The sequence below is a fragment of the Noviherbaspirillum sp. ST9 genome, assembly GCF_048799745.1.
Taxonomy (GTDB): domain Bacteria; phylum Pseudomonadota; class Gammaproteobacteria; order Burkholderiales; family Burkholderiaceae_D; genus Noviherbaspirillum.
In genome coordinates this window covers 291686-318574 of the sequence record NZ_JBLWFR010000008.1, presented here as the reverse complement: position 1 = coordinate 318574, position 26889 = coordinate 291686, and the positions used below count along the sequence as shown (strand labels likewise).

Sequence of the window (26889 nt, the reverse complement as noted above, 5' to 3'; positions counted from 1 at the left end):
ACAGCAGGTTGGTGAAGTCGGCCGACGACAGCGACAGGCCTTCGCCGGAGAGCTGGTACTTGCCGTCCTTGTAGAACTCGGAGGCCGCACAGTCCAGGCCCAGCGCGATCTGCGTGCCCGGCTCGTAGCCAGCCTGCTCGATGGCTTGCAGGATCAGCTTGATCGCTTCTTCGTGATTGGCCACGGACGGTGCGAAGCCGCCTTCGTCGCCAACGGCGGTCGTCAGGCCCTTGTCGTGCAGGATCTTCTTGAGGGTGTGGAATACTTCGGCGCCGTAGCGGATCGCTTCGCGGAAGGACGGAGCGCCCACCGGGATGATCATGAATTCCTGCAGGTCCAGGTTGTTGTCGGCGTGCGCGCCGCCGTTGATGACGTTCATCATCGGCACCGGCATCTGCATGGCGCCGGAACCGCCGAAGTAGCGGTACAGCGGCAGGCCGGATTCTTCGGCGGCGGCCTTGGCAACAGCCATGGAGACGGCCAGGGTCGCGTTGGCGCCGAGACGAGACTTGTTCTCGGTGCCGTCGAGGTCGATCAGGGTGCGGTCGAGGAAAGCCTGCTCATTGGCGTCCAGGCCCATGATGGCTTCGGAGATTTCGGTGTTGATGTTTTCGCAGGCCTTGAGCACGCCTTTGCCCATGTAGCGGCTTTTGTCGCCGTCGCGCAGTTCGATGGCTTCGCGCGAACCGGTGGAGGCGCCGGACGGCACTGCGGCACGGCCCATGACGCCGGATTCCAGCAGCACGTCGCATTCGACGGTGGGGTTGCCGCGGGAATCGATTACTTCACGGCCGATGATGTCTACGATAGCACTCATTCAAAATCTCCCAGATAAAAGAAAATCCCGTTGGGCGCGGTGGGCGCCGAATTCTGCTTCATTATTGTCAGGTGGCGCGCATCCGCACCGGGAAACCGCAAAACCGATTACGAAAAATCGGTTTCCGCGAAGCCTGCCTTCTTCACGACGCGGTCGAGTTCGACCAGCGTGGACAGCAAGTCTTTCATGCGGCCAAGCGGGACGGCGTTGGGGCCATCGGACATCGCTTCTGCCGGCTTCGGGTGGGTTTCCATGAACAGGCCGGCAATGCCGACCGCAACTGCTGCACGCGCCAGGACCGGCACGAACTCGCGCTGGCCGCCGGAAGACGTGCCCTGCCCGCCCGGCAACTGTACCGAGTGGGTTGCGTCAAAGACGACCGGGCAGCCGGTCTCGCGCATGATCGCGAGGGAACGCATGTCGGATACGAGGTTGTTGTAACCAAAGGAAACGCCACGCTCGCAGGCCATGAAATTGTCCTGCTCGAGCCCGACTTCCTTGGCAGCGGCACGCGCCTTGTCGATGACATTCTTCATGTCGCCGGGAGCGAGGAACTGGCCCTTTTTGATGTTCACCGGCTTGCCCGACTGGGCGCAGGCACGGATGAAATCGGTCTGGCGGCAAAGGAAAGCTGGCGTCTGCAACACGTCGACGACAGCTGCAACCGGCTTGATCTCGTCGATCTCATGGATGTCGGTCAACACCGGCACGCCGATCTGCTTCTTCACTTCGGCGAGGATTTCCAGGCCCTTCTCCATGCCCAGGCCGCGGAAAGACGACCCGGAAGAACGGTTCGCCTTGTCGAACGAGGACTTGTAGATGAACGGGATGCCGAGTTCGGACGTGATTTCCTTCAGGCGGCCTGCGGTGTCGAGCGCCATCTGCTGCGACTCGATCACGCAGGGACCGGCGATCAGGAAGAACGGCCGGTCGAGCCCTGCTTCAAAACCGCATAATTTCATGCTGCTTTCCTCTCGGACGACGCCTGCTTGTGGGCCAGCGCTGCCTTAATGAAGGAAATGAACAGCGGATGACCGTCGCGCGGGGTCGACTTGAATTCAGGATGGTATTGCACGCCGACGAACCACGGATGAGCGTTCTCGCCGGTACGCGGCAATTCCATGATTTCGCACAGGCCTTCGTTCGGCGTGCGTGCCGCCACGATCAGGCCCGCTTCTTCGACGCGGGTCAGGTAATGGTTGTTCGCTTCGTAGCGGTGGCGGTGGCGCTCGGTGACCTTGTCACCGTAGATTTCCGCGGAGATCGTGCCCGGCTTGACTGCGCAAGTTTGCGCACCAAGGCGCATCGTGCCGCCGAGGTCGGAGTTCACGTCACGGCGCTCGACCTTGCCGTCGTGGTTCTGCCACTCGGTGATCAGCGCGACGACCGGTTGCTCGGTGTCGGGATCGAATTCCGTGGAATTGGACTTGGTCAGCCCGGCCTTGTTGCGTGCATATTCGATCAAGGCTACCTGCATGCCAAGGCAGATGCCTAGGTACGGCACTTTGCTTTCACGTGCGAAACGCGCGGCGGCAATCTTGCCTTCCACGCCGCGCTTGCCGAAGCCGCCCGGAACCAGGATGGCGTCGTACTTGGCGAGATTCGCCACGCCCTTCTCCTCGATCTCTTCGGAATCGAGATATTCGATGTTCACACGGCTTTCGGTATGGATGCCGGCGTGACGCAGCGCTTCGGTCAGGGACTTGTACGATTCGGTCAGGTCGACGTATTTGCCCACCATGCCGATGGTGACTTCCGCCTTTGGATGCTCCAGCGCATAGACGAGCTTGTTCCAGACGGACAGGTCGGCGGGCTTCGGCGAAATGCCGAGTTTTTCGCAGATGATCTTGTCCAGTGCCTGGTCGTGCAGCATCTGGGGAATCTTGTAGATGGTGTCGGCATCCCATACCGAGATGACGGCGTCTTCGCGGACATTGGAGAACAGCGAGATCTTGGCGCGCTCGTCATCCGGAATACGGCGGTCGGCGCGGCACAGCAGCGCGTCGGGCGAAATACCGATTTCGCGCAGCTTTTGCACGCTGTGCTGGGTCGGTTTGGTCTTCAGTTCGCCGGCCGATGCAATGTACGGCACCAGCGTCAGGTGGACGAATGCGGTGTCGTTGCGATTTGCGCGCAGGCTCAACTGACGTGCGGCCTCCAGGAAGGGCAGCGATTCGATGTCACCCACCGTGCCGCCGATTTCCACCAGCGCGACGTCGAAACCTTCTGCGCCACGGTGGATGAAATCCTGGATTTCATTCGTGATGTGCGGAATCACCTGCACGGTCTTGCCCAGATACTCGCCGCGACGTTCCTTGCGGATCACGGATTCATAGATCTGGCCGGTGGTGAAGTTGTTCACCTTCCTCATCTTGGCCGTGATGAAGCGCTCATAGTGGCCGAGGTCGAGGTCGGTCTCGGCACCGTCGTCGGTGACGAACACTTCGCCGTGCTGGAATGGGCTCATCGTGCCGGGATCAACGTTGATGTACGGATCGAGCTTGATGAGGGTGACTTTGAGGCCGCGCGATTCGAGGATCGCAGCGAGAGACGCGGCTGCAATCCCCTTGCCCAGGGATGAGACAACGCCGCCAGTGACGAATACAAACTTGGTCATTGCTGAGATGTGCCGGACGGCACGTGCGGGAAATTCAAATTATAACCTAAACCGGTCCGGCCTTCCCTTGTTTCATGCGTTCCATGTCATTCTGACCATACTCTCAAGGGGTATAGGAAAACTGCAGATGCAGGTAGTTCTGGGCACCGACGGAATTCGGTAAGTCCCTGATTTCATTACTGCGTCGGACGAGCGCCAATCGCGCGCCGAATGCCCCGCGATTCAATACGACACCCGCTTCCGCGCTACCCGTGAACCGTTTCGGATCGACGGTGTGCGGGTTGTTTTTTGAGAAATATCCACCTTGAAGCGTCGCGTTGTAAGCCACCGCGCGGACATCCGTTCGCAGGTAGGCGTGGAATGCCGGTGCGGACGGCAAGATGTTGAGTTGGCCCGCGCGCACCAGCAGGCTTGCGCCGGCGTCGGTAAAAATATTGCCAAAACGTGCGTTGAACGCCGGCGTGATGTCAAATGACGGCTCCAGCACCCAGCGCACCGGTGCAATTTCACCATGCAGCACGACGCCTGCCTCGTTCCTCACCTGCTTGCTCCACCCGCGTGGCGAAGGCTGGTTGATCACCTTGTGGAACTGCGTCTGCGTCCATTCGCCGCCCGCGCACGGACCAAGGCAACCGATATCGATGCCCATTCTTGTATACGTGCCGTCGGAAAGGTGCACTTCCCTGTAGATGCCGCCATACAGCCAGCCGGCATACGGATGATCGGGTGCGCCGACGAATTCGGGAGGAAGCTTGATGTCGGAGGCGGTGTACAGTTCCTGTCCAATCCGCCAGCCGAAGCTGGTCATCCTGTCGTTGCCGCGCAGTGATCGGCGTTGCGTATAACGCATCCCGCTGGTATAAAAACCGTCGTCACGGTCGAGCAACAGCGTGTCGTTGTCGATGTCAACGAGGTGCATGACCGTGCCGTTCGCATGCACGTTCTTGTATTCGTCAATGAAATCCACAATTGACGTGGCACCCGCGGAGCCCGCCGCAAGCATGGCCAGGCAGAAAACAATCGATTTGTCGGACAGGTAGCGCATACGCTCACTTTGGAAGAATGGATTGGATCATGCCATGCACGGCCTTCGCAGCAGCAACCGGGTGCTCCATCGGGAACAAATGCCCGCCGGGGATCTGGACAAAATGGCGGCCCACCAGGCGGCGTGTCGCCGCCAGTCCCGCCTGGCGGCATTCGACGGAATTCGTCCCGCCGACAAAGCCGACCGGCACCGGAAACGGCCGTCGGACCAGTCGTCCGAGGTCATGCGGCAAGGTGCGATAGACCGCTGTTTCGGTCTCGCGGGTGAAGCGGAGCGTGACACCCTCCGGATGCGACATGAGCCCGTGGTCGACGTAGTCTCGCAATACTTCTGGCGGCCATGCGGCGAACATCGGTTTGGCTGCATAGTGTTGATATGCCGCGTCGATATCCGGCCACACATTACGACGCTTTTCCGAAAACTGCGCCGGCGAAAACCGATTATCAACGCCAAGCCGCTTTGCCGCACGCAGCAAAACGGCGCGCCAGCCGGCCACTACCGGCGAATCGAGCAGGACGACGCAGCGTGCAAGCTCCGGACGCGCCCTCGCCGCCATCAGGCTCAACATCCCGCCCATTGAGTGACCGACAAGGATCACCGGTTCGGTATAGCGCGACTCCAGTTCGTCCACCAGTTCCATAACCAGCGCCGGCCATCCGTTGCTGACCGGATAGGAGGGATTGTGGGCATGCATCGGCAAGGCCTGCACGTCGTAGTGCTTGCGCATGTGCTCGAAAAAGACACGATACGTCCCGGAGGGATAACTGTTGGCATGTGCGAAATGAAGGATGGGGCGGTTCATTCTTTTCCTGGTTTTCCGGATGCGGAAATGAAGCAGATTGTAATTCGATTGGCATCTTCAGGATTGGAACGCTTTACCTAACATCACCGACCGTACCAGTAGCGGGCGTGCTCCGTCCGGTATTCGCTCACCTCAAGTGCTTGTCCGAATCGCATCGTTACCGCACCTGAGTCGTCAGAGCGAATGCGCCGGATGCCAAGCCGGCCGTACCGCTCAAACACCTCTGCCTTTGGATGGCGGTAGCGATTGCGATAGCCAACCTGGAATAGCGCGATTTCGGGCTGCACCGCGTTCAGGAACGAAGGTGTCGAAGACGTGCCGCTGCCGTGGTGCGGAGCGAGAAGGACGGTGGAACGCAAGCGTTCGGATTCGCCGTCGACAAGGGCGGCTTCCTGCGCCGCTTCGATGTCCCCGGGCAGGAGGATAGAGTGCTCGCCGAGGGTGATTTTGAGCGTGCAACTGCGTGCATTGGGCTTCCATTTCACGCTTTCGTAGCTTTCGGCATTCGGATGCAGCATGTCGAACTGGATTCTGTCCCATTCCCAAGCCTGCCCTTCGACACAACGCTGGTGCAAATGTGAGGCTGCGACGATTGCATGTTCCTCGGGAAGTGACGAATAGACAGTGCCGACGTCGATTTCTTCCATGATCGACAGCGCCCCGCCGGAATGATCGTTGTCGCTGTGCGAAACCACGACGGCATCGAGTTTTCCGATGCCACGTGCACGCAGATACGGCAAGATGACGCGGTTGCCGCCATCGGATTCCGTCGAGTAGGCCGGGCCGGTGTCGTACAGCAGGCGACGCTGCTCTGTTTCGACCAGTAGCGCCATGCCCTGCCCCACATCGAATGCAGTGACCCAAAGCTCCCCGTCCTTCGGATGTAACGGTGCGTTCAGGAACAACGGGAGCAGTCCGGCAAAGCCAAGCCAGCGCACGGGCCAGCCTTTCGGTGCAAGCAGCCACAGCATGCCCGCAAGGGCCGCAAGGAACATCCACCATGAAGGAACAGGCGCGCTCCATACCGCCGCCGGAGTTTCGCTCAAAATCTCCAGAACTGAAGCGAGCCAGGCCACCAACGCATGCGCGGCGCCGAGCGTCCAACCGATCAAGGGTTCCGGCAACACGCTACCGGCCAGCGACAATGGGGTAACGAGAAAACTGATCAATGGAATGGCAATCGCATTTGCCACCGGACCGATCACGGAAAACTGGCCGAACAGCAGCATCGTCAACGGAATGAGTCCGATGGTGACAACGTACTGGGTGTGCGTTGCCGACCGCAAGCCTGACGTCCACTTGTGCACGGCAGTCCCATTCTCCGAAACGATCCGGGTGCGGCCGGCAGAGGCGAACAGGATGATTGCCACCGCACCGAACGACAGCCAGAAGCCGGGCCAAAGCACTGCCCAAGGATCGAGCAAGATCACAACGGCGAGCGCAGCACACAGCACATGCGAAACATTGGTGATCCGCCCAAACCAGACGGCCAGTGCGATGACGGTGAGCATGTAAAGCGTTCGTTGCGCCGGCACGCCGAATCCAGCGAGCAGGACGTACACCAGTGCCATGCTTGCACCGGCCAGCGCCGCGGCTTTCTGCGCCGGGAGCATAAGAGGCAGGTTCGCCCGCGTGAAGAATGAACGGCGCCAGAGCGCCAGTACAAGTGCGGCAAACATGCCGGACACCATCGTGATATGCAGTCCGGAGATGGAAATCAGGTGCCCGACACCGGTCCGCGTAAATACTTTCCAGTCGGACTGGCTGACCGCACGCTGGTCGCCAATGACGAGCGCGACAATCACGCCTGCGTAGTCCTTGTCGGGCAACGCGTCGTGAATCCGGTCACGCAACCATGCCCTGCTGCGCTCGACGACGTTGCGAAAACCGGGGACGAAATCGTCCAGGCGCTGATTCTTCACCGCTGCGCGCTGGTCGGGTCGGATGTAGCCGGTTGCGCGCAATCCCTGCTCGAGCAGCCACACTTCGTAATCGAATGCATAGGGATTGGCATTGCCGTGCGGACGCCGCAGCCGCACGGTGAGCTGCCACCGCTCGCCCGGCTGCACGCGACCGACCGCCTGCATCTCGTCGGCACGGAAGGCGGAATACCAGGACAAGGCCAGCCGAGTGGGCAGCGTCGGCATCGCTTCCCCCTCCTCCCTCGCCGCGTCGACGATGCGTTCCACCGCAAAATTGAAACGCACGCCCTGCTCAAAGTAGTACGGCAGGCTGTCGATCGTGCCGACGACGGTGATATCGCGTCCTTCCCACTCCTTGGCCAACTCTTCCGAGAGGGCGCGCTGGGCCAACAATCCGGTCCAGGAAAATCCGAGCACGAGACCGCAGCTGAACAGGAGTACGGAACGGAGCGCCGCGTGGCGCAAAAAGCGCGTCCAGCAGCCCGCAAGAATTGCCGCTGCAAGCAACAGCGCCAGTAGCCAGGTCGCAGGCAAGGCAGCCTGGTTCTGCAGGATGGCTGCGCCAGCCACCAGACCGACAACGATACTCCGCATCGACCTAGTTCAGTCGCGACAGCACGTTTCGTGCATTACGGGACGTTATGTCTGCGGCAAGCGCCACCGGGATCTTTCGCAAGTCGGCAAGCACCTGACCAATGCGTGGCAATTCTTCAGGGCTGTTTCGCTGTGGATGCAACCAGACCGGAGAAATGTCCGGCGCGTCGGTTTCCAGGACAATCGCATTTTCGTCCACCGTTGCGGCAAGCCGCCGGATTTGCAGCGCCCGGGGAAATGTCATCGCGCCGCCGAAACCGAGCTTGAAACCCAGGCGAATAAACTCTTCCGCTTGCTGGAAGCTGCCGTTGAACGCATGGGCGATACCGCCGGGCATGTCGATGCGCCGCAGGTACTTGAGGATGATGTCTTGCGAGCGTCGCACATGCAGCAGCACAGGCAATCCGGCGTCGCGTGCAATTTTCAGCTGCTCGCTGTAGAAAAACTCCTGCTTCTTGCGCAGCTCGCCTTCGCCTAGCCCGGGAACGAAGAAATCGAGGCCGATTTCGCCCACCGCCACAAAGCGCGGATCGTCCATGGCTGCTTCGATCGCGGCGCGCAGCGCGTCAAGATCCTCTTCGGCTGCCTGCGGCACGAAAATGGGATGAATACCCAGTGCATAGAAGCAGTTCGACTGCCGGCCAGCAAGCTCCCGCACGGTTGCGAAGTTGTCCCGGGCAATCGCGGGAATCACAATCTGCGAGACGCCACCCTGCTCCGCCGCCTGCGCTACCGCGCCGGGATTCGCGCCGAACTCGGCCGCATCAAGGTGGCAATGTGTATCAATCCACATAGGGATGCAGGCCATCTTCCGACAGCCGCAGCACACGGTCGCAATGTCGCGCCAGTTCAATGTCATGCGTGACGATGACGAAGGCCGTGCCGAGCGTGCGCGACAATTCGAGCATCAGGTCGAAGGTCTTGTGCGCGGTGATACGGTCCAGGTTGCCCGTCGGCTCGTCCGCGAGCACGCATGCAGGTTGCGTAACCAATGCGCGTGCCAGTGCAACACGCTGGCGCTCGCCGCCAGAAAGCTCGCCGGGAACGTGCGTAACGCGATTCGCCAAACCCACGCGCCCAAGAACCTGCTGCGCGGCCTCGTGGGCTTCGGCACGGCTCTTACGGCGGATCATCAGTGGCATGCCGACGTTGTCGAGCGCGGAGAATTCCGGCAGCAAATGATGGAACTGGTAGACGAAGCCAAGGGCGCTGTTGCGCAGGTCCCCACGCGTCCTTTCATTGAGGCTGGCGAAATCGCGCCCTTGCAGCGTGACGCTGCCCGCACTCGGCGTATCGAGGCCGCCCAGCAGGTGCAGCAGGGTCGATTTGCCGGAACCCGATGCGCCGACAATCGCGACGCGCTCGCCCCTGCTCACGCTGAAATCAATGCCGTGCAGGACATTGACCGAGTACTTGCCCTGTGTGAAGGTTTTCGCGAGTCCGCGGCAAGACAAGACAACCTGATCCGTCGTATTCACGATGCCATCCTTATTCATAACGGAGCGCCTCGGCAGGACGCACATTGGCCGCACGCCAGCTTGGATACAGCGTCGCCAGGAACGCAAGCACGACGGCGACGCCGCCGATCGTCCAAACGTCCGGCCAGCGCAAGTCAGACGGCAGTGCGCTGATCAGGTAGATATCTTTCGACAGGAATTGCACGCCGAGCATGCGTTCGATGAACGGCACGATGACGTCGATATTCAGTGCAACCGCCACGCCGAGTCCAACCCCGATTGCCGTACCCAGCAAGCCGACCAGCGCACCCTGGATGATGAAAATCTTCATGATGGAGCCCGGCGAAGCGCCGAGCGTACGGAGGATCGCAATATCCGCCTGCTTGTCGGTCACGGTCATGACCAGCGTCGACACAAGATTGAATGCCGCCACCGCGATGATGAGCGTGAGGATGATGAACATCATGCGCTTCTCGGTCTGCACCGCAGCGAACCAGGTCCGGTTCTGCTTCGACCAGTCGAGGATCAGCAGGTTGCCGCTGAGGATGCGCGACAGGGTCAGCGCGACTTCCGGGGCGCGTTGCATGTCGGCGATACGGAGTCGCAGTCCAGTCGGCGCTTCCAGCTTGAACATTCGCATCGCGTCGTCGATATGGATAAATGCGAGGCTGGAGTCATATTCGTTGTGGCCCGCCTCGAAAATTCCGCCTACGGTGTACTGCTTCAGGCGCGGCAGGACACCGGCCGGCGTTACCTGTCCCTGCGGCGCGATCATTGTGACCTTGTCGCCGACATGGACCCGCAATGCACGCGCAAGATCCTTGCCGAGCACGATATTGAATTCGCCGGATTTCAGGCTGTTGAAACTACCCTCACGTACCTGGTCGGCCACATCCGAAACCTTTGGCTCCTGGTCAGGCAAGACGCCGCGAATGACGACGCCGCGCACGGAGTCGTCGCGCGTCATCATGGCCTGGGCCGCGACGTAGGGGGCAGCACCTTTTACCTCCTTCGCCTGGAAGGCTTCGCGGGCGGTTTCCTGCCAGTTCGGCATGCTGCCGGTGGCATCGAAGACTTCGATGTGAGACAGCACGGATAGCATGCGGTCACGGACTTCCTTCTGGAAGCCGTTCATGACCGACAGGACGACAATCAGGGCGGCAACACCGAGGGCAATGCCGGCCATCGAAATGAGCGAGATGAATGAAATGAAGCTGTTGCGCCCACTGCGGCGTCCGGCGCGCGTATAGCGCATTCCGACCAGCCACTCGAAGGGCATGTTCTTGATGATGCTCAAAAGGGACTCCTGAAGACGGCCGGGACCACGCGGGAGCCCAGCCTGCATTTCCAGCAGCACGCCGCCAAATAGACTTCTTGGCAACTTCTGCTGCCGGAAGTTTGCCATAGCGCACTGCGCGACGACAAGACTTTTCTCAATCAAATCAAAGGTTTAAAGAGAGGCAAAGCGCACCTCCGTCCTTTTAAATCAATGACTTACGGAAGCAAAATCGCATCCAGCTTTACCCTCGTGCGCCTAATAGACCGAACCCGTGCTTCCACCCGCCACGGAATACCCTTCTCCGCCCGGAAATTGCGCGCGAAGCGTCCGCGTTGCCCCGGCAAGAAGGCGCGCATCCAGTCCCGCAGCGACAAATGTGCAGCCCATGTCGAAATAGCGCTTCGCCTGCACGGGATCGGAGGTGAGGATTCCCGCTGCCTTTCCACTGGCGATAATGCGGCGGAGTGCGCCATCGATTGCTGCCTGCACGTCGGGATGACTCGAATTGTTGCGGTGACCGAGCGACGCCGCGAGGTCGGCGGGGCCGACGAACACGCCGTCGATGCCATCGACTGCGCAGATCGCTTCCAGGTTTTCCAGCGCAAGTTTCGTTTCAGCCTGCACAAGAAGGCACACTTCTTTGTTTGCATGTTCAACATAATCGGGCAGCAGCCCCCAGCGCGACACCCGCGCGATAGCACTGCCATCTCCGCGGATACCTTCCGGCGGATAGCGCGTTGCCGCCACCAGTTGCCTCGCCTGTTCTGCGGTGTCGACCATGGGTACCAGCAGCGTCTGCGCGCCGATGTCAAGCAGTTGCTTAATCAGCGCCACATCGCCTACGACCGGACGGACGATGGGATGGCTGCGGTAAGGCGCAATGGCCTGGAGTTGCGACAGGATGCTGCGCACGTCGTTGGGAGCGTGTTCACCGTCAATCAGCAGCCAGTCAAAGCCGGCCGTCGCACACAACTCCGCCGTGTAGGGATTGCTAAGCGACAGCCACAAGCCGACCTGCTGTTCGCGCCTTGTCAGAGCTGCCTTGAATGTGTTCTCAAACATGCACTTCCTTTCTTTGCATCAGACGATATCAACAGTTCGAACCAGGTCCGCGATGGCGCGTCCAAGCTGGTCCGTACTCGCCCCGCCGCCGAGATCAGGTGTGCGCGGCCCCTGGGCCAGAACGATTTCAATCGCCTTGAGAATAGCGTCATGCGCTTGCTGGTATCGGCCGCCGTCCGTCCCCGGCGCCTTGCCGAGGAAATCGAGCATCAATGCACCGGACCAGATCATTGCAACCGGATTGGCAATGCCTTTGCCGTAGATATCCGGCGCGGAGCCGTGCACAGGCTCGAACAGTGACGGGAAGCGGCGATCCGGATTGAGGTTGGCCGATGGCGCCAAGCCGATCGTGCCCGCGCATGCCGGGCCGAGGTCGGACAGGATGTCGCCGAACAGGTTGGAGGCCACCACGACGTCGAAACGATTCGGCTGCAGCACGAAGCGCGCGGTCAGGATGTCGATATGCTGCCGATCCACCGCCACATTGGGATACTGACGCGACATGGCATCTGCGCGCTCGTCCCAATACGGCATGCTGACCGCAATTCCGTTCGACTTGGTGGCCACGGTGAGGTGGCGTCGTGGGCGCGACTGTGCAAGCTCGAAGGCGTAGCGCAGCACCCGGTCGGTTCCGGTGCGCGTGAAGACGGACTCCTGCAGAACAAGCTCGCGCTCTGTCCCTTCGAACATTCGCCCGCCCAGCGCCGTATACTCGCCCTCCGTGTTTTCGCGAACGACGAAGAAATCGATGTCGCCCGGCTTGCGATTGGCCAGGGGGCAAGGCACGCCTTCGAACAGCCGCACCGGTCGCAAGTTGATGTACTGGTCGAAATCGCGCCGGAATTTGAGCAGCGAGCCCCACAGCGAGATGTGATCCGGCACTTTCGCCGGCCAACCTACTGCCCCGAAATACAATGCGTCGCAATCCTGGATTTGCTCGCGCCAGTCGGGCGGCATCATGTTGCCGGTCTTTTCATGGTAGGCACAACTGGCCCAGTCGATGTCACGGAATTCGAGATCGAGCGAGAAGCGCTCCGCAGCCGTACGCAGCACGCGCATTCCTTCGGGCATGACTTCGTTGCCGATGCCGTCGCCGGGGATGACGGCAATCCTGAATGGCTTCTGTTGTGGTGAGATCATGGGCAAATTCCTGAATGTGTGAGTGCGGCCATCCTACCCTGTTCCCGCACTTCGGACAGGACATGGAGATCGCCGCGACGGCCTGACTTCGTGTGTCTGTCATACAATCGCGGGCATGACTGAGCTTGATATTCTCCTCCCATTCGGTTTGCCGCCCGCGGAACTGGCCGGCGACCTGCTGAAATCGCTGGACTCCCCATCCCTGGCCGTGCTTGCCTCCCGGACAAAATCCGAGGACGCGCGCCACGAAGTCATTGACGAATTCCGGCGCGCGCTTCCGCACGAGGCGTGGATGGCGAGCCGTTTCGGACTGGAAGATGGCCTGAAGAGGCATGGCTGCCCGCCTCTCGCATCCCCCTTGATGGCGGCAATGCAACTCTCGCCGGAGCCCGGAACCTGGTTCGTCTTGCAACCTGTTCATATTCACATCGCACGTGACCATCTTGTCCTGACCGATCCGCGCCAGCTTGCATTGCAGGAGGAGGAGTCGCGCACACTCTTCGCTATTGCCGCCCCGTTGTTTGCCGAGGCGGGGAAGCGCCTGCTCTACGGCGATGCGGCGACCTGGTTTGTGGAGGCGGAAGACTGGCGCGAACTCGCAACGTCGACTCCCGATGCGGCTTGCGGGCACAACATCGACATCTGGATGCCCAAGGGGGAACGGGAGCGCGACTGGCGCAAGGTGCAAAACGACGTGCAGATGCACTGGTTCGATCATGCCATTAACGAAGCCCGCGAAGCGCGCCGCCAGAAGCCGGTCAATTCGGTCTGGCTGTGGGGAGGTCCGTCCGGCCCGGGCCACGGCAAAACCCGCCATTACGACAAGGTATTCAACCTTTCCGGAAGCTTGCAGGCCTTCCACACCTTCGTGCCCGCACATGGCGACGCCGCCGATGCCACTGGCCTGCTTTCGTCGGCGTCCGCACGCAACATGCTCCTCCTGGAAGCCCTGCTCGAACCGGCCCTGACGAACGATTGGGGCACCTGGCTGACAAACATGAAACATCTCGAGGAAAACTGGTTCGCCCCCTTGCTGCAGGCGCTCAAGTCCGGCAAGATCGACCGCGTTACACTGATCGCCACCCACGACTCCCGCATTTCCCGATTCACCGCCACCCGGTCATCGCTGCGCAAGTTCTGGGTCAAACCATCCTTTGCACCGTTATGTCCGTGACCCGCATCCTCACCCGCAACGTCCCATTCCGCACGGCAGAATTGCTGCGCCAGCAGGGTATCCATCCGGTGCTGGCTCGGATTTACGCCGCCCGCGGACTAACCGACACGACGGAGCTCTCAAGCGAACTGGGATCGCTCATCACGCCTTCCGGCTTGTTGCATATTGATGCGGCTGCATCGTATCTTGCCGATGCCATTGCAGCGGAAAAGAAGCTGGTCATCGTTGCCGACTACGATTGCGACGGCGCAACCGCCTGCGCGGTCGCATTGCGAGGACTGCGTTCCCTTGGCGCGCGCGTCGACTACATCGTTCCAAATCGCTTCGAATACGGCTACGGCCTCACGCCGGAAATCGTTGAGCTCACCGTTCGTGAAAAATCTCCGGATGTCATTGTCACTGTCGACAACGGCATCGCCAGTATCGACGGTGTGGAAGAGGCCAAGCGGCGCGGTATCGATGTCGTCGTGACCGACCACCATCTGCCCGGAGACCGACTTCCAGACGCCCGGGTCATCGTCAACCCGAACCAGCCAGCCTGCGGTTTTCCGAGCAAGAACCTGGCGGGTGTCGGAGTCATGTTCTACGTGCTGCTCGCCCTGCGCGCGGAGATGCGCAAGCGCGGCGTCTTTGACGCGCAGACCCAGCCCAAACTGGATGCCTTGCTTGACCTGGTCGCATTGGGAACAGTGGCGGACGTCGTCAAGCTTGACGCGAATAACCGCATTCTCGTCGCTCAAGGGCTCAAGCGAATGCGCGCCGGCCGGATGCAACCCGGTATTGCCGCGCTGTTTCGCGCTGCGGGACGCGAAGCTCGCCGCGCCTCCCCGTTCGATCTCGGATTTGCGGTCGGCCCGCGGCTCAACGCCGCCGGTCGTCTGGCGGACATGTCGCTCGGCATCGAATGCCTGACGACCGAGGATGAGGGACGTGCCTGGGCCATCGCGCAACAGCTTGATGCCATTAACCGCGAGCGCCGCGACATCGAAGCCGACATGCAGGACACGGCCATGTTGCTCCTCGACAGCTTCGACCCGCGGAACAGAACCACCATCAGCGTCTTCGATGACTCCTGGCACCAAGGCGTGATCGGTATCGTCGCCTCGCGCCTGAAGGACAAGTTTTACCGCCCGACGATCACGTTTGCACCGGGAGGCGAAGGCCTCATCAAGGGTTCCGGCCGTTCCATCCCCGGCTTCCACTTGCGCGATGCACTGGACCTGGTGTCCAAGCATGCTCCGTCCGTCATTACGAAATTCGGCGGGCACGCGATGGCCGCAGGCCTCACGATCCGCGCCGAAGCCTTCGACGCCTTCGCCGACGCCTTCGAAATGGTCGGCAGGGAATGGCTCACGCAAAACCAGCTGGAGCGCGTGATCGAGACCGACGGACCGCTGGAAGAAGCCTATTTCTCGACGCAATTCATCGAGCTGATTGACAGTCAGGTCTGGGGCCAGGGTTTCGCACCGCCCGTTTTCTGCGATGAGTTCCGCGTCCTGAACCAGCGCGTCCTGAAGGAAAAGCACCTCAAGTTGCTGCTCGAAAAGAATGGAAACCGCTACGACGCCATCTGGTTCGGCCATGTCGACGACCTGCCGGAACGCGCTCTCGTTGCCTTCCGGCTGGATGCGAATGAATACAACGGCGTCACCCGCGTCCAGCTCATGGTGGAGCATGCGCAAGCGGCCTGAGGCGTAGCAATCTGACATCGGCGCAGGCGCGCTTGCCGCCTAGGCAGGGCCTGCGTCGGGTATAATGGCAGGTTTGATTGCAAGTGAATTCGCTATGGAAGCCGAACGCCTAAATTCCCTCTCCTCGCTGCTCGCGGACCTGAGCACCCGCACGGCCGAACTACGGAGGTATCTTTGACTTCGATGTGAAGTCAGAGAAGCTCGAACAAGTCAACGCCGAACTGGAAGACCCCAACGTCTGGAACGACCCGAAACGGGCCCAGGACCTCGGCAAGGAAAAGAAATCGCTGGAAGCGATCGTCCTCACCCTCACCAAGATCGATGCCGACCTCGGCGACGCCCGCGACCTGTTCGCGATGGCGCGCGAAGAGCAGGACGAAGACACGCTGGTTGCCATTGAGCACGACGCGGAAGAACTCCGCAAGCTGGTCGAAGGCATGGAGTTCCGCCGGATGTTCTCCAACCCGATGGACCCGAACAGCTGCTTCATCGACATCCAGGCCGGCGCCGGGGGCACCGAAGCACAGGACTGGGCGTCCATGCTGCTGCGCCAGTACCTGCGCTACTGCGAACGCAAGGGTTTCAAGACCGAAATCCTGGAACAGTCTGACGGTGAAGTTGCAGGCATCAAGACCGCATCCATCAAGGTCGAGGGCGAATATGCCTACGGCTTCCTGCGCACCGAAACCGGCGTGCACCGCCTCGTGCGCAAGTCGCCGTTCGACTCCGCCAATGGCCGCCACACCTCGTTCTCGAGCGTGTTCGTCTATCCGGAAGTCGATGAGTCGATCGAGATCGACATTAATCCTGCGGACGTGCGCACGGACACCTACCGCGCATCCGGCGCGGGCGGCCAGCACATCAACAAGACCGACTCGGCAGTGCGCCTGACGCACGTCCCGTCGGGCATCGTTGTCCAGTGCCAGAACGACCGCAGCCAGCATCGCAACCGCGCCGAAGCCTGGGCGATGCTGAAATCGCGCCTGTACGAAGTCGAACTGCGCAAGCGCATGGCAGAACAGCAGAAGATGGAAGACGCCAAGACCGACATCGGCTGGGGCCACCAGATCCGTTCCTACGTGCTCGACCAGTCGCGCATCAAGGACCTGCGTACGAACCACGAAGTTGGCAACACCAAGGCCGTGCTTGACGGTGACCTTGACGACTTCATCGCTGCCTCGCTCAAGCAGGGCGTATAACCGCATTCCACCATCGACCGCAGAATGTCCATGACCAATCAAAACGAACAAACCGCACCGGCGCAAGACGAGAACTCCATCATCGCCGAACGCCGCGCCAAGCTGGCTGCGCTGCGCGAGCAGGGGCCGGCCTTCCCCAACGATTTCCGTCCGGAGCACAAGGCCGCCGACCTGCACGCGCAGTACGGCGAACTCGACAACGACCAGCTCGAGGCGCAGCCGATCAAGGTATCCGTCGCCGGCCGCATGATGCTCAAGCGCGTGATGGGCAAGGCGTCCTTCGCCACCCTGCAGGATGCGTCCGGGCAGAAGGCCAATGGCCGCATCCAGCTGTACATCACGAATGACAATGCCGGCGAGGAAACGCACGCCCGATTCAAGCATTATGACCTCGGCGACATTCTTGGTGCGGAAGGCCTGCTGTTCAAGACCAAGACCGGCGAACTGTCGGTGAAGGTGACCGGCCTGCGTCTGCTGACCAAGTCGCTGCGCCCCCTTCCCGACAAGTTCCACGGCCTGCACGACCAGGAAACCAAGTACCGCCAGCGTTACGTCGACCTCATCATGAGCGAAGACACGCGCCGTGTGTTCAAGGAACGGACGGCCGCTATGTCGTCCATGCGCCGCTTCATGGCAGACCACGGCTTCATGGAAGTCGAGACGCCGATGCTGCACCCGATCCCGGGCGGCGCCGCGGCCAAACCGTTCATCACGCATCACAATGCGCTCGACATGGAAATGTTCCTACGCATTGCGCCCGAGCTCTACCTGAAGCGCCTCGTAGTCGGCGGGTTTGATCGTGTGTTCGAAGTCAACCGCAACTTCCGCAATGAAGGCGTCTCGCCGCGCCACAATCCTGAATTCACGATGATGGAGTTTTACGCGGCCTACGTGGATTACAAGTGGCTGATGGACTTCACCGAAGCGGTTATCCGCCAAGCCGCGATCGATGCGCACGGTACGGCGTGCCTCACTTATCAGGGTCGTGAGCTGGATCTGAGCAAGCCGTTCCAGCGCCTGACCATTGTCGGCGCGATCAACAAGTACGCACCGGGATACACGGATGAACAACTTCACGACGCCGCTTTCCTGCGCGCCGAGTTGAAGAAGTTCGGTGTCGAACCGCTGAAGAACGCCGGCATCGGCGCCCTGCAGCTGGCGCTGTTCGAAGAGACGGCGGAATCGCAACTGTGGGACCCGACCTACATCATCGATTACCCGATCGAAGTGTCGCCCCTCGCACGCGCATCCGATACGGTCCCCGGCATCACGGAGCGTTTCGAACTCTTCATCACCGGCCGCGAAATCGCCAACGGTTTCTCCGAGCTGAACGATGCGGAAGACCAGGCTGCGCGTTTTCACGCGCAGGTTGCCGCCAAGGACGCGGGCGACGAGGAAGCAATGTTCTTTGACGCGGATTACATCCGTGCGCTGGAGTACGGCCTGCCCCCGACTGGTGGTTGCGGGATTGGCATCGACCGCCTGATGATGCTGATCACTGATTCGCCCAATATCCGTGACGTGATCCTGTTCCCGCACCTGCGCCGGGAAGACTGAAGTTCACGGGCAGGTAATAAAAACGGGACCGGAGACGGTCCCGTTTTTCTTTCGCGCAGCGATTCATTGACAGGTAACAAACGGCGTTACAAAGCCTTACAGCTGACACATTAAACGCCTTTTTTTGCCGGGACTTACCTCTGATAATCGTCTCAAACGCATTTCACGGACGATGTCCGTATCAGGAGGTAAAAAATGGAAAATACGCCATCCACCCGAATTCATCCGCTTGTCGCCGGCGCTGCGATTTCTGTCATGCTGGTCAGCCTTACCGGCGTGGCCGCCATCACCGGCCTGATCCCGAACTCCCACAGCACCGCCACCCCGGTGACCGCAACCGTTGGTGCCGCCTCCGCGGCGACTTCGCCGGCTGCACTGGTCGAAAGCAAGACCGAACCAAAGGCTGCAGCGAAAGAGGAGGACGAACCTGCTCCTGCAAAGCATGCCAGCGCGCCGCGCACGGCGCGTATCGAGCAACCACGCGCCCGCCATGCTTATAGCGAACCAGCTCCGAGAGTCGCCCAGGCTCCGGCGATATGCCATAGCTGCGGCCGCGTGGAATCCGTGCAGGTAATCCAGCAGGCGGCACAACCTAGCGGTGTTGGCATGGTGGCGGGCGCAGTCCTCGGCGGCGTCCTCGGTAACCAGGTCGGTGGCGGCAGCGGCCGCAAGATCGCGACCGTCGCCGGCGCCGTCGGTGGCGGCTATGCCGGTAACGAAATTGAAAAACACACGCGCAGCACGGCGACCTATCAGGTACGTGTGCGCATGGAAGGCGGCGAAATTCGCACCTTCCCATACGCCCAGCAACCTGGCTGGAACGTCGGCGATCGGGTACGTGTGGTAGACGGCCAGTTGACTTCCCGCGCCTGACGCGACCTCCCCTCCTCCATGGCGGCCACGTGCCGCCATTTTTCTTTCGAGCAACAGTCTCCGAATCCCATTTGCAGTTTGGACAAGATGCGACACCACACTTGCGTGCAATAGCAGGCCGACGCATACTTGTCATTTATGCATCATTCGAGGCGATCGATAGTGGCTCACGACGACGACAATCTGACGGCAGGAAAAACCGGCGCCCAGTCCCCTGTCCTTGATTTGCCCGTCGGCCATGGACCGCTCGCGCTCCCCAGCGGCCATGCCTACGCAGACATCGAAAGCATGTCGGCTGAATCGCCAACGCCAGCCCCTTCTGCCCGCTTGGCCGTTGAAGAAGCGATTGCCCATTACACCGATCTTTACGACAGAGCTCCAGTTGGCTACTTCCGCCTCGACCGTAATGGCACGATCATCGAAGCCAACCTCACCGGCGCCGGCCTGCTCGGGATCACACGCGCCTCGCTGCTGCGCCGGCGGCTCGAAGAGTTCATTTCGATCGATATGCATGCGTCGTTCAATGCTTTCCTGAAGCAAGTCTTCCAGGGCGAGTCAAAAGAGACATGCGAACTTCGCTTCCTCGACACCGACAGGAAAGCATTCTTTGCCCACCTTGAAGCGAATGCCGATGAGGCGCGAAAGACCTGTCGCCTCGTGCTGTGCGACATCAGTGACCGAAAGCAGGCCGAATTAAATCTGATTGAAAGTGAAGAGCGATTCCGCCTGATGGCGGATTCGGCGCCGGTCCTGATCTGGATCACGGGGTCGAACCGTGATTACCTCTGGTTCAACCGCATGTGGCTCGACTTCACGGGCCGAGCGCTTGAAGATGAACTCGGAAATGGATGGCTTGAAGGCATCCATCCGGACGACAGGCCAGCCTGTATCAATACACACGCCGCGGCACTTGATTCACGCACGCCGTTCACTGTCGAATATCGCTTGCTCCATCGAAACGGGCATTTTCACACGATGCTTGCGCACGGCGTGCCGCGCTTTTCTCCCTTGGGCCGATTCCTCGGCTATATCGGCACCTGCACCGACATTACCGAACGAAAAAAAATGGAGGATGCGCTCCAGCACTCGCGAGAAATGCTCCGCCACCTCGTATCACACCAGGAAAGGGTCAGGGAGGACGAACGAAAGAGGATCGCGCGTGAACTGCATGACGATCTCGGACAAAATCTGCTGGCACTGCGCATCGATGTAGCGATGCTCCATGACCGGAGCAGGCTGCACACGCGTCTGAACGAGCGGGTGCGCCTCGCCCTCAGTCACATCGATGCGACTATGAAGGCGGTGCGCGCCGCGATCAACAACCTGCGACCGACGGTGCTGGATCTCGGCCTGAATGCGGCGATCGAATGGCAGGTAAAAGATTTCCAGCGCCGAAGCGGGATTATCTGCGAGCTGCGCATGGAGGACGATATCATCCTCGACGATAACCGGGCGACGGCGCTGTTCCGCATTCTTCAGGAGTCCTTGAACAATGTCATTCGCCACGCACAGGCGAACAATGTCGAGATTTCCCTGCGCATCTCCGGTGGAAAGCTGTCCATGCGAATCGCTGACAACGGTATCGGAATCTATCCCGACTGCCGAAGGAAAGCGAACTCATTCGGTCTGATCGGCATCGAGGAACGCATTATTGCCTTGGGAGGAGAGTTGGACATCCAGAGCAAGGCAGACAGGGGCACTACGGTTACCGTCTCCATTCCTGTCGAGCCTGGCTGACGACTTCCGGCAAACCTTACTTGGCTTCTTCGATCCAGGCCATCTGAATCGCTTCGAGGACTTTCTCGCCGCCGCGCTTGTGGTCGTCGTCAAAGTCCTCCAGCTCGCAGACCCAGTTGTGCAAATCGGTGAAGCGGATCGTTGCGGGATCAACGTCGGGATACTTGTCGTGCAATTCTTCGGCAATCCGGATAACGTCAGTCCATTTCATGATTTCCCCCAATCAGTGGTTTTCGCTGACCTGGTTGATTGTGTATTTTGGAATCTCGATCACGAGGTCTTCACTGTCGACAACGGCCTGGCAAGAAAGGCGTGAGGTGGCTTCGAGGCCCCACGCACGATCCAGCAAATCTTCTTCCTTTTCTTCCGGATCACCGAGTGAATCGAATCCTTCCCGGACGACCACATGGCACGTCGTGCAGGCACACGATTTTTCACATGCATGCTCGATGTCGATGTCGTTCTCAAGCAATACATCGCAGATCGATTTGCCGGCGGGCGCTTCGATTACCGCGCCTTCAGGGCAAAGGGTCGCGTGGGGAAGTACGACGATTTGGGGCACTTGTGTTACCTCGATAGAGTGTTATTGATGGTTTTTCCGGGCGGTCATGCCACCTGGTCGAGCTTCTTGCCTGCCAAGGCGGCACGGACGCTGCGATCCATCCGGCGCGCGGCAAATTCCTCGGTTCCCTTTGCAAGTGCATCGACGGACGTCTTGATCGCGTCATGGTCCTCGCCACCGGCGGTCTGGCGCAACCCGGCCATCAGGGTCGCGATTTCCTCGCGTTCTTGCTCCGTCAGCAGATCGCCATCGGCATCGAGCGCGGATTGCGTAGCGAGGAGTATGCGCTCTGCCTCCACCTGCTCTTCCCGCAGGGCACGCAACTTCATGTCGGTGTCGGCAGACTGGAATGAGTCCTGCAGCATCTTCGCGATCTCGTCGTCTCCCAACCCATAGGAAGGCTTAACGGAAATCGACGCTTCGATGCCGGAGCGTAGTTCGCGCGCCGACACGGAGAGCAGGCCGTCTGCATCGACCTGGTAGGTGACGCGGATGCGCGCTGCGCCTGCCGCCATTCGCGGGATGCCACGCAATTCAAAACGTGCGAGCGAGCGGCAATCGCTGACGAGCTCGCGCTCGCCCTGCACGATATGAATGGCCATCGCAGTCTGTCCATCCTTGAACGTGGTGAATTCCTGCGCGCGCGCGCATGGAATCGTGGAGTTGCGCGGAATGACCTTCTCGACCAGGCCGCCCATGGTTTCAATGCCAAGCGACAGGGGAATGACATCGAGCAGCAGCCAGTCATCTCCGGGAGCGCGATTCCCCGCGAGCAGGTTGGCCTGGATGGCCGCGCCAAGCGCGACGACCTTGTCTGGATCGATATTGGCCAGTGGCGTGGTCTGGAAGAAGTCGCCCACTGCCTTGCGGATGTGCGGCATACGTGTGGCACCGCCGACCAGGACAACACCGTCCACGTCATCTGCAGACAATCCGGCGTCGCGAAGTGCTTTTTTGGTTGGAGTAATCGTCTTGTTGACGAGATGCTGCGTGATCTGCGCGAAGATCGCCGCCGTGATCGTGAGATGCACCTCCTCGCCGGAATTAAGCACGACGTCGATGTGCGTTTCCGCCTGCGTCGACAGCAACTCCTTGGTCTCGCGCGACTTGACCATCAAAATGCGCATGTCCTTCTCGGACAAGGGAGCGAGATGCGCTTGCTCAATCATCCAGCACATGAGGCGGTGGTCGAAGTCGTCGCCACCCAGCGCGGAATCGCCGCCAGTTGCAAGCACCTCGAATACCCCCTTGGTCAGCTTGAGAATGGAAATGTCGAACGTGCCGCCGCCGAGGTCGTACACGGCGTAGATACCCTCGGAGCCGTGGTCCAGCCCGTACGCGATCGCGGCCGCGGTCGGCTCATTCAGCAGGCGCAGCACATTCAGGCCGGCGAGCTTGGCCGCATCCTTGGTGGCCTGACGCTGCGCATCATCGAAATACGCGGGAACAGTGATCACGGCACCGACCAATTCGTCGCCGAGCGCGTCTTCCGCCCGCTGCCTCAGGGTCGCAAGAATTTCGGCGGATACTTCAACCGGACTCTTGACGCCCGCGACAGTTTTCAACTGGACCATGCCTGGCGCGTCGACGAAATCGTACGGCAGGTTCTCGGCGTAAGCGATGTCCTTCAGGCCGCGGCCCATGAAGCGCTTGACGGAGACAATCGTGTTCTTCGGATCGGTGGTTTGCGCAGCCTGCGCCTTGTAGCCGATGTTCGCATTGCCACTGGCGAGGTAGCGCACGATCGACGGCAGCAGCGACCTGCCCTCCTCGTCGGCAAGTACCTCGGGAATGCTGCTGCGGACAGTCGCAACAAGCGAATTGGTCGTCCCCAGGTCAATCCCCACGGCCAGCCGATGCTGGTGAGGCGCGGTGGACATGCCGGGTTCGGAAATTTGGAGTAGCGCCATAGGTTGTCTTCAGTCAGTCAACGCACCGGCCAGCGATTCCGCCGGGACCAGTCGCGGTTCCCTTTTTCAATATTCTACTGTTCAGCTTTCCAGCTTCTCGAAAACCGAGTGGACTTCGTTTCCGAATTTTTCAAGGAACATGAGCTGTCGCACGCCCTTCGCCGCAGCCTCGAAATCCTTCGCGTCCAGCAGTTTGCCGATCTGTTCAAGCTCGGCTTTGCGTACAGCGCGCAAGTCGGTTTCGAGGTTCTCCAGCGCATCGATATCCCGCGCCGCCTTCGCGTCGTCCAAGGCCTCGCGCCACTCCATCTGCTGCATCAGGAATTCGCGCGGCATGGCGGTATTCGATTCGGTTTGCAGATCGATCCCGTTTAGCTCGCACAGATAGGCGGCACGCTTGAACGGGCTCTTGAGCGTCTGGTAAGCCTCGTTGGCCCGCGTTGCCCATTGCATCGCGACCCGCTTCTCGGTATCGGTCGCGTTGGTGAACTTGTCCGGGTGAACGCGGCTCTGCACTTCGCGATATGCCTTGTCCAGCGCTTCGGTCTCAATCGCGAAGCGTTGTGGCAAGTGGAACAGCTCGAAGTGGTTTTGCATGGTCATCTAAAACAAAAGCCTGTCCGGACTTCAACAGGCTTGGTATGCGAAACGGCTTTCCGGCGCTCCTCCAGGAGGAGCGCGCCGAAACCGGTCAGATACGGAAGCTTTCGCCGCAGCCGCACTCGTCCTTGACGTTCGGGTTATGGAACTTGAAGCCTTCATTCAACCCTTCACGCGCGAAGTCCAGCTCGGTACCGTCGATATAGGGCAGGCTCTTCGGGTCGACGAACACCTTGACGCCGTGCGATTCAAACACCGCATCGTCCGCCGTGCACTCATCCACATACTCGAGCTTGTATGCCATGCCCGAACATCCGGTGGTACGCACGCCGAAACGCAGGCCGATGCCCTTGCCCCGCCGCTCGATATAACGGTTGATATGTTTTGCCGCTTTTTCAGTCAATGTGATTGCCATGGCGCTAATGCTTCTTCTCCAGTACCGCCCGGCCAGACCGGGCACACAAATCAGGCCGCTTCTTTCGAGTCGGCTGCGTGCTTGGCCTTGTAATCCTGCACGGCAGCCTTGATCGCGTCCTCGGCGAGGATCGAGCAGTGGATCTTCACCGGGGGAAGCGCGAGCTCTTCCGCGATCTGCGTGTTCTTGATCGACATGGCCTGGTCGAGCGTCTTGCCCTTGACCCATTCGGTCACGAGGGACGACGAGGCGATCGCCGAGCCGCAGCCGTAGGTCTTGAACTTCGCGTCTTCGATCACGCCATTGGCGCCGACCTTGATCTGCAGCTTCATTACGTCACCGCAGGCCGGTGCGCCGACCATGCCGGTGCCGACCGATTCGTCGCCCTTCTCGAACGAACCGACATTGCGCGGGTTTTCATAATGGTCGAGAACTTTTTCGGAATAAGACATGTTGATGCTCCTTTAGCTTTTGCAATGCCGCTTAGTGCGCAGCCCACTGGATAGAGTTGAGGTCGACGCCGTCCTTGTACATTTCCCACAGAGGCGACAGTTCACGCAGCTTGGCAACCTTGGTCTTGATCAGGTTGATCGTGAAGTCGATGTCTTCCTCGGTCGTGAACCGGCCAATGGTGAAGCGGATCGAGCTGTGCGCCAGTTCGTCGCTACGGCCGAGTGCGCGCAGGACATACGACGGCTCCAGGCTGGCGGACGTACAGGCCGAGCCGGATGACACCGCGATATCCTTGATCGCCATGATCAGCGACTCGCCTTCGACATAGTTGAAGCTGACGTTCAGGTTGTGCGGAACGCGGTGCTCCATGTCGCCGTTGACGTACACCTCTTCGATCTCGGTCAGGCCCTTCGCCAGACGGTCGCGCAATGCCTTGATGCGCGCAATCTCGGTGTCCATCTCTTCCTTGGCGATACGGAATGCTTCTCCCATGCCGACAATCTGATGCGTAGGCAACGTGCCGGAACGCAGTCCACGCTCATGACCACCGCCATGCATTTGCGGTTCGATACGAACACGCGGCTTGCGGCGTACGTACAGTGCGCCAATACCCTTCGGGCCGTAGGTCTTGTGCGCGGTAAAGGTCATCAGGTCGACCTTCCACTTCTCGAGGTCGATATGCACCTTGCCGGTGGCCTGCGCAGCGTCGCAATGGAAGATGATGCCCTTGGAACGGCAGAGTTCACCGATTTCCGGAATCGGCTGGATCACGCCGATTTCGTTGTTCACCAGCATGACGGAAACGAGGATGGTGTCCGGACGGATGGCTTCCTGGATCTGCTCCAGCGTAATCAGGCCGTTATCCTGCGGTTGCAGGTAGGTGGCTTCGAAGCCCTGGCGTTCGAGTTCGCGCACGGTGTCGAGCACGGCCTTGTGCTCTGTCTTCACCGTAATGATGTGCTTGCCCTTGGTCTTGTAAAAATGCGCCGCGCCCTTTAGGGCAAGGTTGTTGCCCTCTGTCGCGCCCGAGGTCCAGATGATTTCGCGCGGATCGGCATTCACCAGCGCGGCCACGTGCTCGCGCGCTTCCTCGACCGCCTTCTCCGCCGTCCAGCCGTACATATGGCTGCGCGATGCCGGATTGCCGAACTGCTCGCGCAGGTAGGGAATCATCTTGTCGGCCACGCGTGGGTCAATTGGCGTGGTCGCCGAATAATCCATGTAGATCGGGAAATGGGGAGCCTTGATGGTGTCGACGAGGCTTTTTTCCAGGGGGGCGTTCATACTCTCACTTACTCCAATCATGCAGCTACGTGGGGACGGGGAACCACCACCACATTGTGTTCAGCGTTCTTCTGGCGCTGCTGGTCCACGAGGTCCTTCAGCGACACGGAATCCAGGTACTCGACCATCTTGGCATTGAGGGTTGCCCACAGGTCATGCGTCATGCAGCGCGAACCGTGCTCGTGGCCGTGGCTGTGGCAATTTTCCTTGCCCCCGCACTGCGTGGCGTCCAGCGGTTCGTCGACGGCAATGATGATGTCGGCGACCGTCACATCTTCCGGGCGACGGGCAAGCGTGTAACCTCCGCCGGGGCCGCGCACCGATTCCACAATTTCATGCCGGCGCAACTTGCCGAACAACTGCTCGAGGTAAGACAGCGAAATTTCCTGACGCTGGCTGATCGCGGACAATGTAACGGGCCCCTTGTCCTGGCGCATTGCGAGGTCGATCATCGCAGTCACTGCAAAACGGCCCTTGGTGGTCAGACGCATAGACTTCAACTCCAAAAGGAAACTTTATCCACGTTCACTCGAATATCCTCGATTCCCGAAGATTTTGGTCAAGTATATCAAAGTTGAGTGATTTTGTCAGGTATTGGAGGGCCGGCTCATGGGCGCAGGCAATCAGGCAGGACAAGGACTGGAGCGCGCTGCGCTAGACGAAGGACTGAAGGCTGTTTGCTGCGGTGCAACGCTATTA

At 60.2% G+C, this 26889-nt stretch carries 25 protein-coding genes; 6 read left to right on the top strand and 19 right to left on the bottom strand.

Annotated features, from left to right (window positions below):
• The 11 genes from eno to ACNOHI_RS20020 all read right to left on the bottom strand — a co-directional run.
• Positions 1-817, bottom strand: an 817-nt coding sequence (eno, locus tag ACNOHI_RS20070; RefSeq protein ID WP_420476467.1) for a phosphopyruvate hydratase, incomplete at its 3' end; no start/stop codon positions are given.
• Between the two features lie 107 nt (positions 818-924).
• On the bottom strand, positions 925-1779 hold the full coding sequence (gene kdsA / locus ACNOHI_RS20065; protein WP_420476466.1) for a 3-deoxy-8-phosphooctulonate synthase: 855 nt from the start codon (positions 1777-1779) through the stop codon (positions 925-927).
• Complete coding sequence (locus ACNOHI_RS20060; protein WP_420476465.1) at positions 1776-3434, bottom strand: CTP synthase; 1659 nt, start codon at positions 3432-3434, stop codon at positions 1776-1778. The genes kdsA and ACNOHI_RS20060 overlap by 4 nt, the downstream gene beginning before the upstream one ends.
• A 103-nt stretch (positions 3435-3537) precedes the next feature.
• Positions 3538-4479 carry a lipid A deacylase LpxR family protein gene (locus ACNOHI_RS20055; RefSeq protein WP_420476464.1) on the bottom strand — a complete coding sequence of 314 codons (942 nt, stop codon included), beginning with the start codon at positions 4477-4479 and terminating at the stop codon, positions 3538-3540.
• 4 nt (positions 4480-4483) lie between these two features.
• A complete protein-coding gene (locus tag ACNOHI_RS20050; protein ID WP_420476463.1) occupies positions 4484-5281 on the bottom strand; it encodes an alpha/beta fold hydrolase in 798 nt (265 codons plus the stop codon).
• Between the two features lie 83 nt (positions 5282-5364).
• On the bottom strand, positions 5365-7797 hold the full coding sequence (locus ACNOHI_RS20045) for a DNA internalization-related competence protein ComEC/Rec2 (RefSeq protein ID WP_420476462.1): 2433 nt from the start codon (positions 7795-7797) through the stop codon (positions 5365-5367).
• Between the two features lie 4 nt (positions 7798-7801).
• Positions 7802-8590 carry a TatD family hydrolase gene (locus tag ACNOHI_RS20040; RefSeq protein WP_420476461.1) on the bottom strand — a complete coding sequence of 263 codons (789 nt, stop codon included), beginning with the start codon at positions 8588-8590 and terminating at the stop codon, positions 7802-7804.
• Positions 8580-9293 (bottom strand): lipoprotein-releasing ABC transporter ATP-binding protein LolD, encoded by a 714-nt coding sequence (gene lolD, locus ACNOHI_RS20035; protein ID WP_420476460.1) that lies wholly within the window; start codon positions 9291-9293, stop codon positions 8580-8582. The genes ACNOHI_RS20040 and lolD overlap by 11 nt, the downstream gene beginning before the upstream one ends.
• Positions 9286-10551 carry a lipoprotein-releasing ABC transporter permease subunit gene (locus ACNOHI_RS20030; RefSeq protein ID WP_420476459.1) on the bottom strand — a complete coding sequence of 422 codons (1266 nt, stop codon included), beginning with the start codon at positions 10549-10551 and terminating at the stop codon, positions 9286-9288. Before ACNOHI_RS20030 ends, lolD begins: the two co-directional genes overlap by 8 nt.
• Before the next feature lie 237 nt (positions 10552-10788).
• Entirely contained in the window at positions 10789-11595 is an 807-nt protein-coding gene (gene hpaI / locus ACNOHI_RS20025) for a 4-hydroxy-2-oxoheptanedioate aldolase (RefSeq protein ID WP_420476458.1), read from the bottom strand.
• A gap of 18 nt (positions 11596-11613) precedes the next feature.
• Positions 11614-12735, bottom strand: coding sequence for a tartrate dehydrogenase (locus ACNOHI_RS20020; RefSeq protein ID WP_420476457.1), 1122 nt, complete (start codon positions 12733-12735; stop codon positions 11614-11616).
• Positions 12736-12850: 115 nt separating this feature from the next.
• Here ACNOHI_RS20020 and ACNOHI_RS20015 point away from each other — a divergent pair, with 115 nt between their 5' ends.
• The 6 genes from ACNOHI_RS20015 (at position 12851) to ACNOHI_RS19990 (ending at position 20966) form a co-directional block, all read left to right on the top strand.
• A complete protein-coding gene (locus ACNOHI_RS20015) occupies positions 12851-13909 on the top strand; it encodes a hypothetical protein (protein ID WP_420476456.1) in 1059 nt (352 codons plus the stop codon).
• The gene (gene recJ / locus ACNOHI_RS20010; RefSeq protein WP_420476455.1) at positions 13900-15600 is read left to right on the top strand and encodes a single-stranded-DNA-specific exonuclease RecJ; all 1701 of its coding nucleotides are present in this window, start codon (positions 13900-13902) and stop codon (positions 15598-15600) included. The genes ACNOHI_RS20015 and recJ overlap by 10 nt, the downstream gene beginning before the upstream one ends.
• Positions 15601-15694: 94 nt before the next feature.
• Positions 15695-16799 (top strand): peptide chain release factor 2 gene (gene prfB, locus ACNOHI_RS20005; RefSeq protein WP_420476454.1). Its coding sequence is split into 2 segments (ribosomal slippage): positions 15695-15775 and positions 15777-16799, totalling 1104 coding nucleotides; the frame shifts between segments, so codons are not numbered across the junction.
• 30 nt (positions 16800-16829) lie between these two features.
• Complete coding sequence (gene lysS, locus ACNOHI_RS20000) at positions 16830-18356, top strand: lysine--tRNA ligase (protein ID WP_420476453.1); 1527 nt, start codon at positions 16830-16832, stop codon at positions 18354-18356.
• A 195-nt stretch (positions 18357-18551) separates the two neighbouring features.
• A complete protein-coding gene (locus ACNOHI_RS19995) occupies positions 18552-19229 on the top strand; it encodes a glycine zipper 2TM domain-containing protein (RefSeq protein WP_420476452.1) in 678 nt (225 codons plus the stop codon).
• A gap of 162 nt (positions 19230-19391) precedes the next feature.
• Entirely contained in the window at positions 19392-20966 is a 1575-nt protein-coding gene (locus ACNOHI_RS19990; protein WP_420476451.1) for a PAS domain-containing sensor histidine kinase, read from the top strand.
• A gap of 16 nt (positions 20967-20982) precedes the next feature.
• Here the strand turns inward: ACNOHI_RS19990 and iscX are convergent, their stop codons facing one another.
• The 8 genes from iscX to iscR form a co-directional block, all read right to left on the bottom strand.
• Complete coding sequence (gene iscX / locus ACNOHI_RS19985) at positions 20983-21177, bottom strand: Fe-S cluster assembly protein IscX (protein ID WP_420476450.1); 195 nt, start codon at positions 21175-21177, stop codon at positions 20983-20985.
• A 12-nt stretch (positions 21178-21189) separates the two neighbouring features.
• Positions 21190-21528, bottom strand: coding sequence for an ISC system 2Fe-2S type ferredoxin (fdx, locus tag ACNOHI_RS19980; RefSeq protein ID WP_420476449.1), 339 nt, complete (start codon positions 21526-21528; stop codon positions 21190-21192).
• A 44-nt stretch (positions 21529-21572) separates the two neighbouring features.
• A complete protein-coding gene (gene hscA / locus ACNOHI_RS19975; protein ID WP_420476448.1) occupies positions 21573-23438 on the bottom strand; it encodes a Fe-S protein assembly chaperone HscA in 1866 nt (621 codons plus the stop codon).
• Positions 23439-23519: 81 nt separating this feature from the next.
• The gene (gene hscB, locus ACNOHI_RS19970; RefSeq protein ID WP_420476478.1) at positions 23520-24035 is read right to left on the bottom strand and encodes a Fe-S protein assembly co-chaperone HscB; all 516 of its coding nucleotides are present in this window, start codon (positions 24033-24035) and stop codon (positions 23520-23522) included.
• Between the two features lie 94 nt (positions 24036-24129).
• The gene (gene iscA, locus ACNOHI_RS19965) at positions 24130-24453 is read right to left on the bottom strand and encodes an iron-sulfur cluster assembly protein IscA (RefSeq protein WP_420476447.1); all 324 of its coding nucleotides are present in this window, start codon (positions 24451-24453) and stop codon (positions 24130-24132) included.
• 50 nt (positions 24454-24503) lie between these two features.
• A complete protein-coding gene (gene iscU, locus ACNOHI_RS19960) occupies positions 24504-24905 on the bottom strand; it encodes a Fe-S cluster assembly scaffold IscU (RefSeq protein ID WP_420476446.1) in 402 nt (133 codons plus the stop codon).
• Between the two features lie 31 nt (positions 24906-24936).
• Entirely contained in the window at positions 24937-26190 is a 1254-nt protein-coding gene (locus ACNOHI_RS19955) for an IscS subfamily cysteine desulfurase (protein ID WP_420476445.1), read from the bottom strand.
• Positions 26191-26207: 17 nt separating this feature from the next.
• Entirely contained in the window at positions 26208-26681 is a 474-nt protein-coding gene (gene iscR / locus ACNOHI_RS19950) for a Fe-S cluster assembly transcriptional regulator IscR (RefSeq protein ID WP_420476444.1), read from the bottom strand.
• Between the last annotated feature and the right edge of the window lie 208 nt (positions 26682-26889).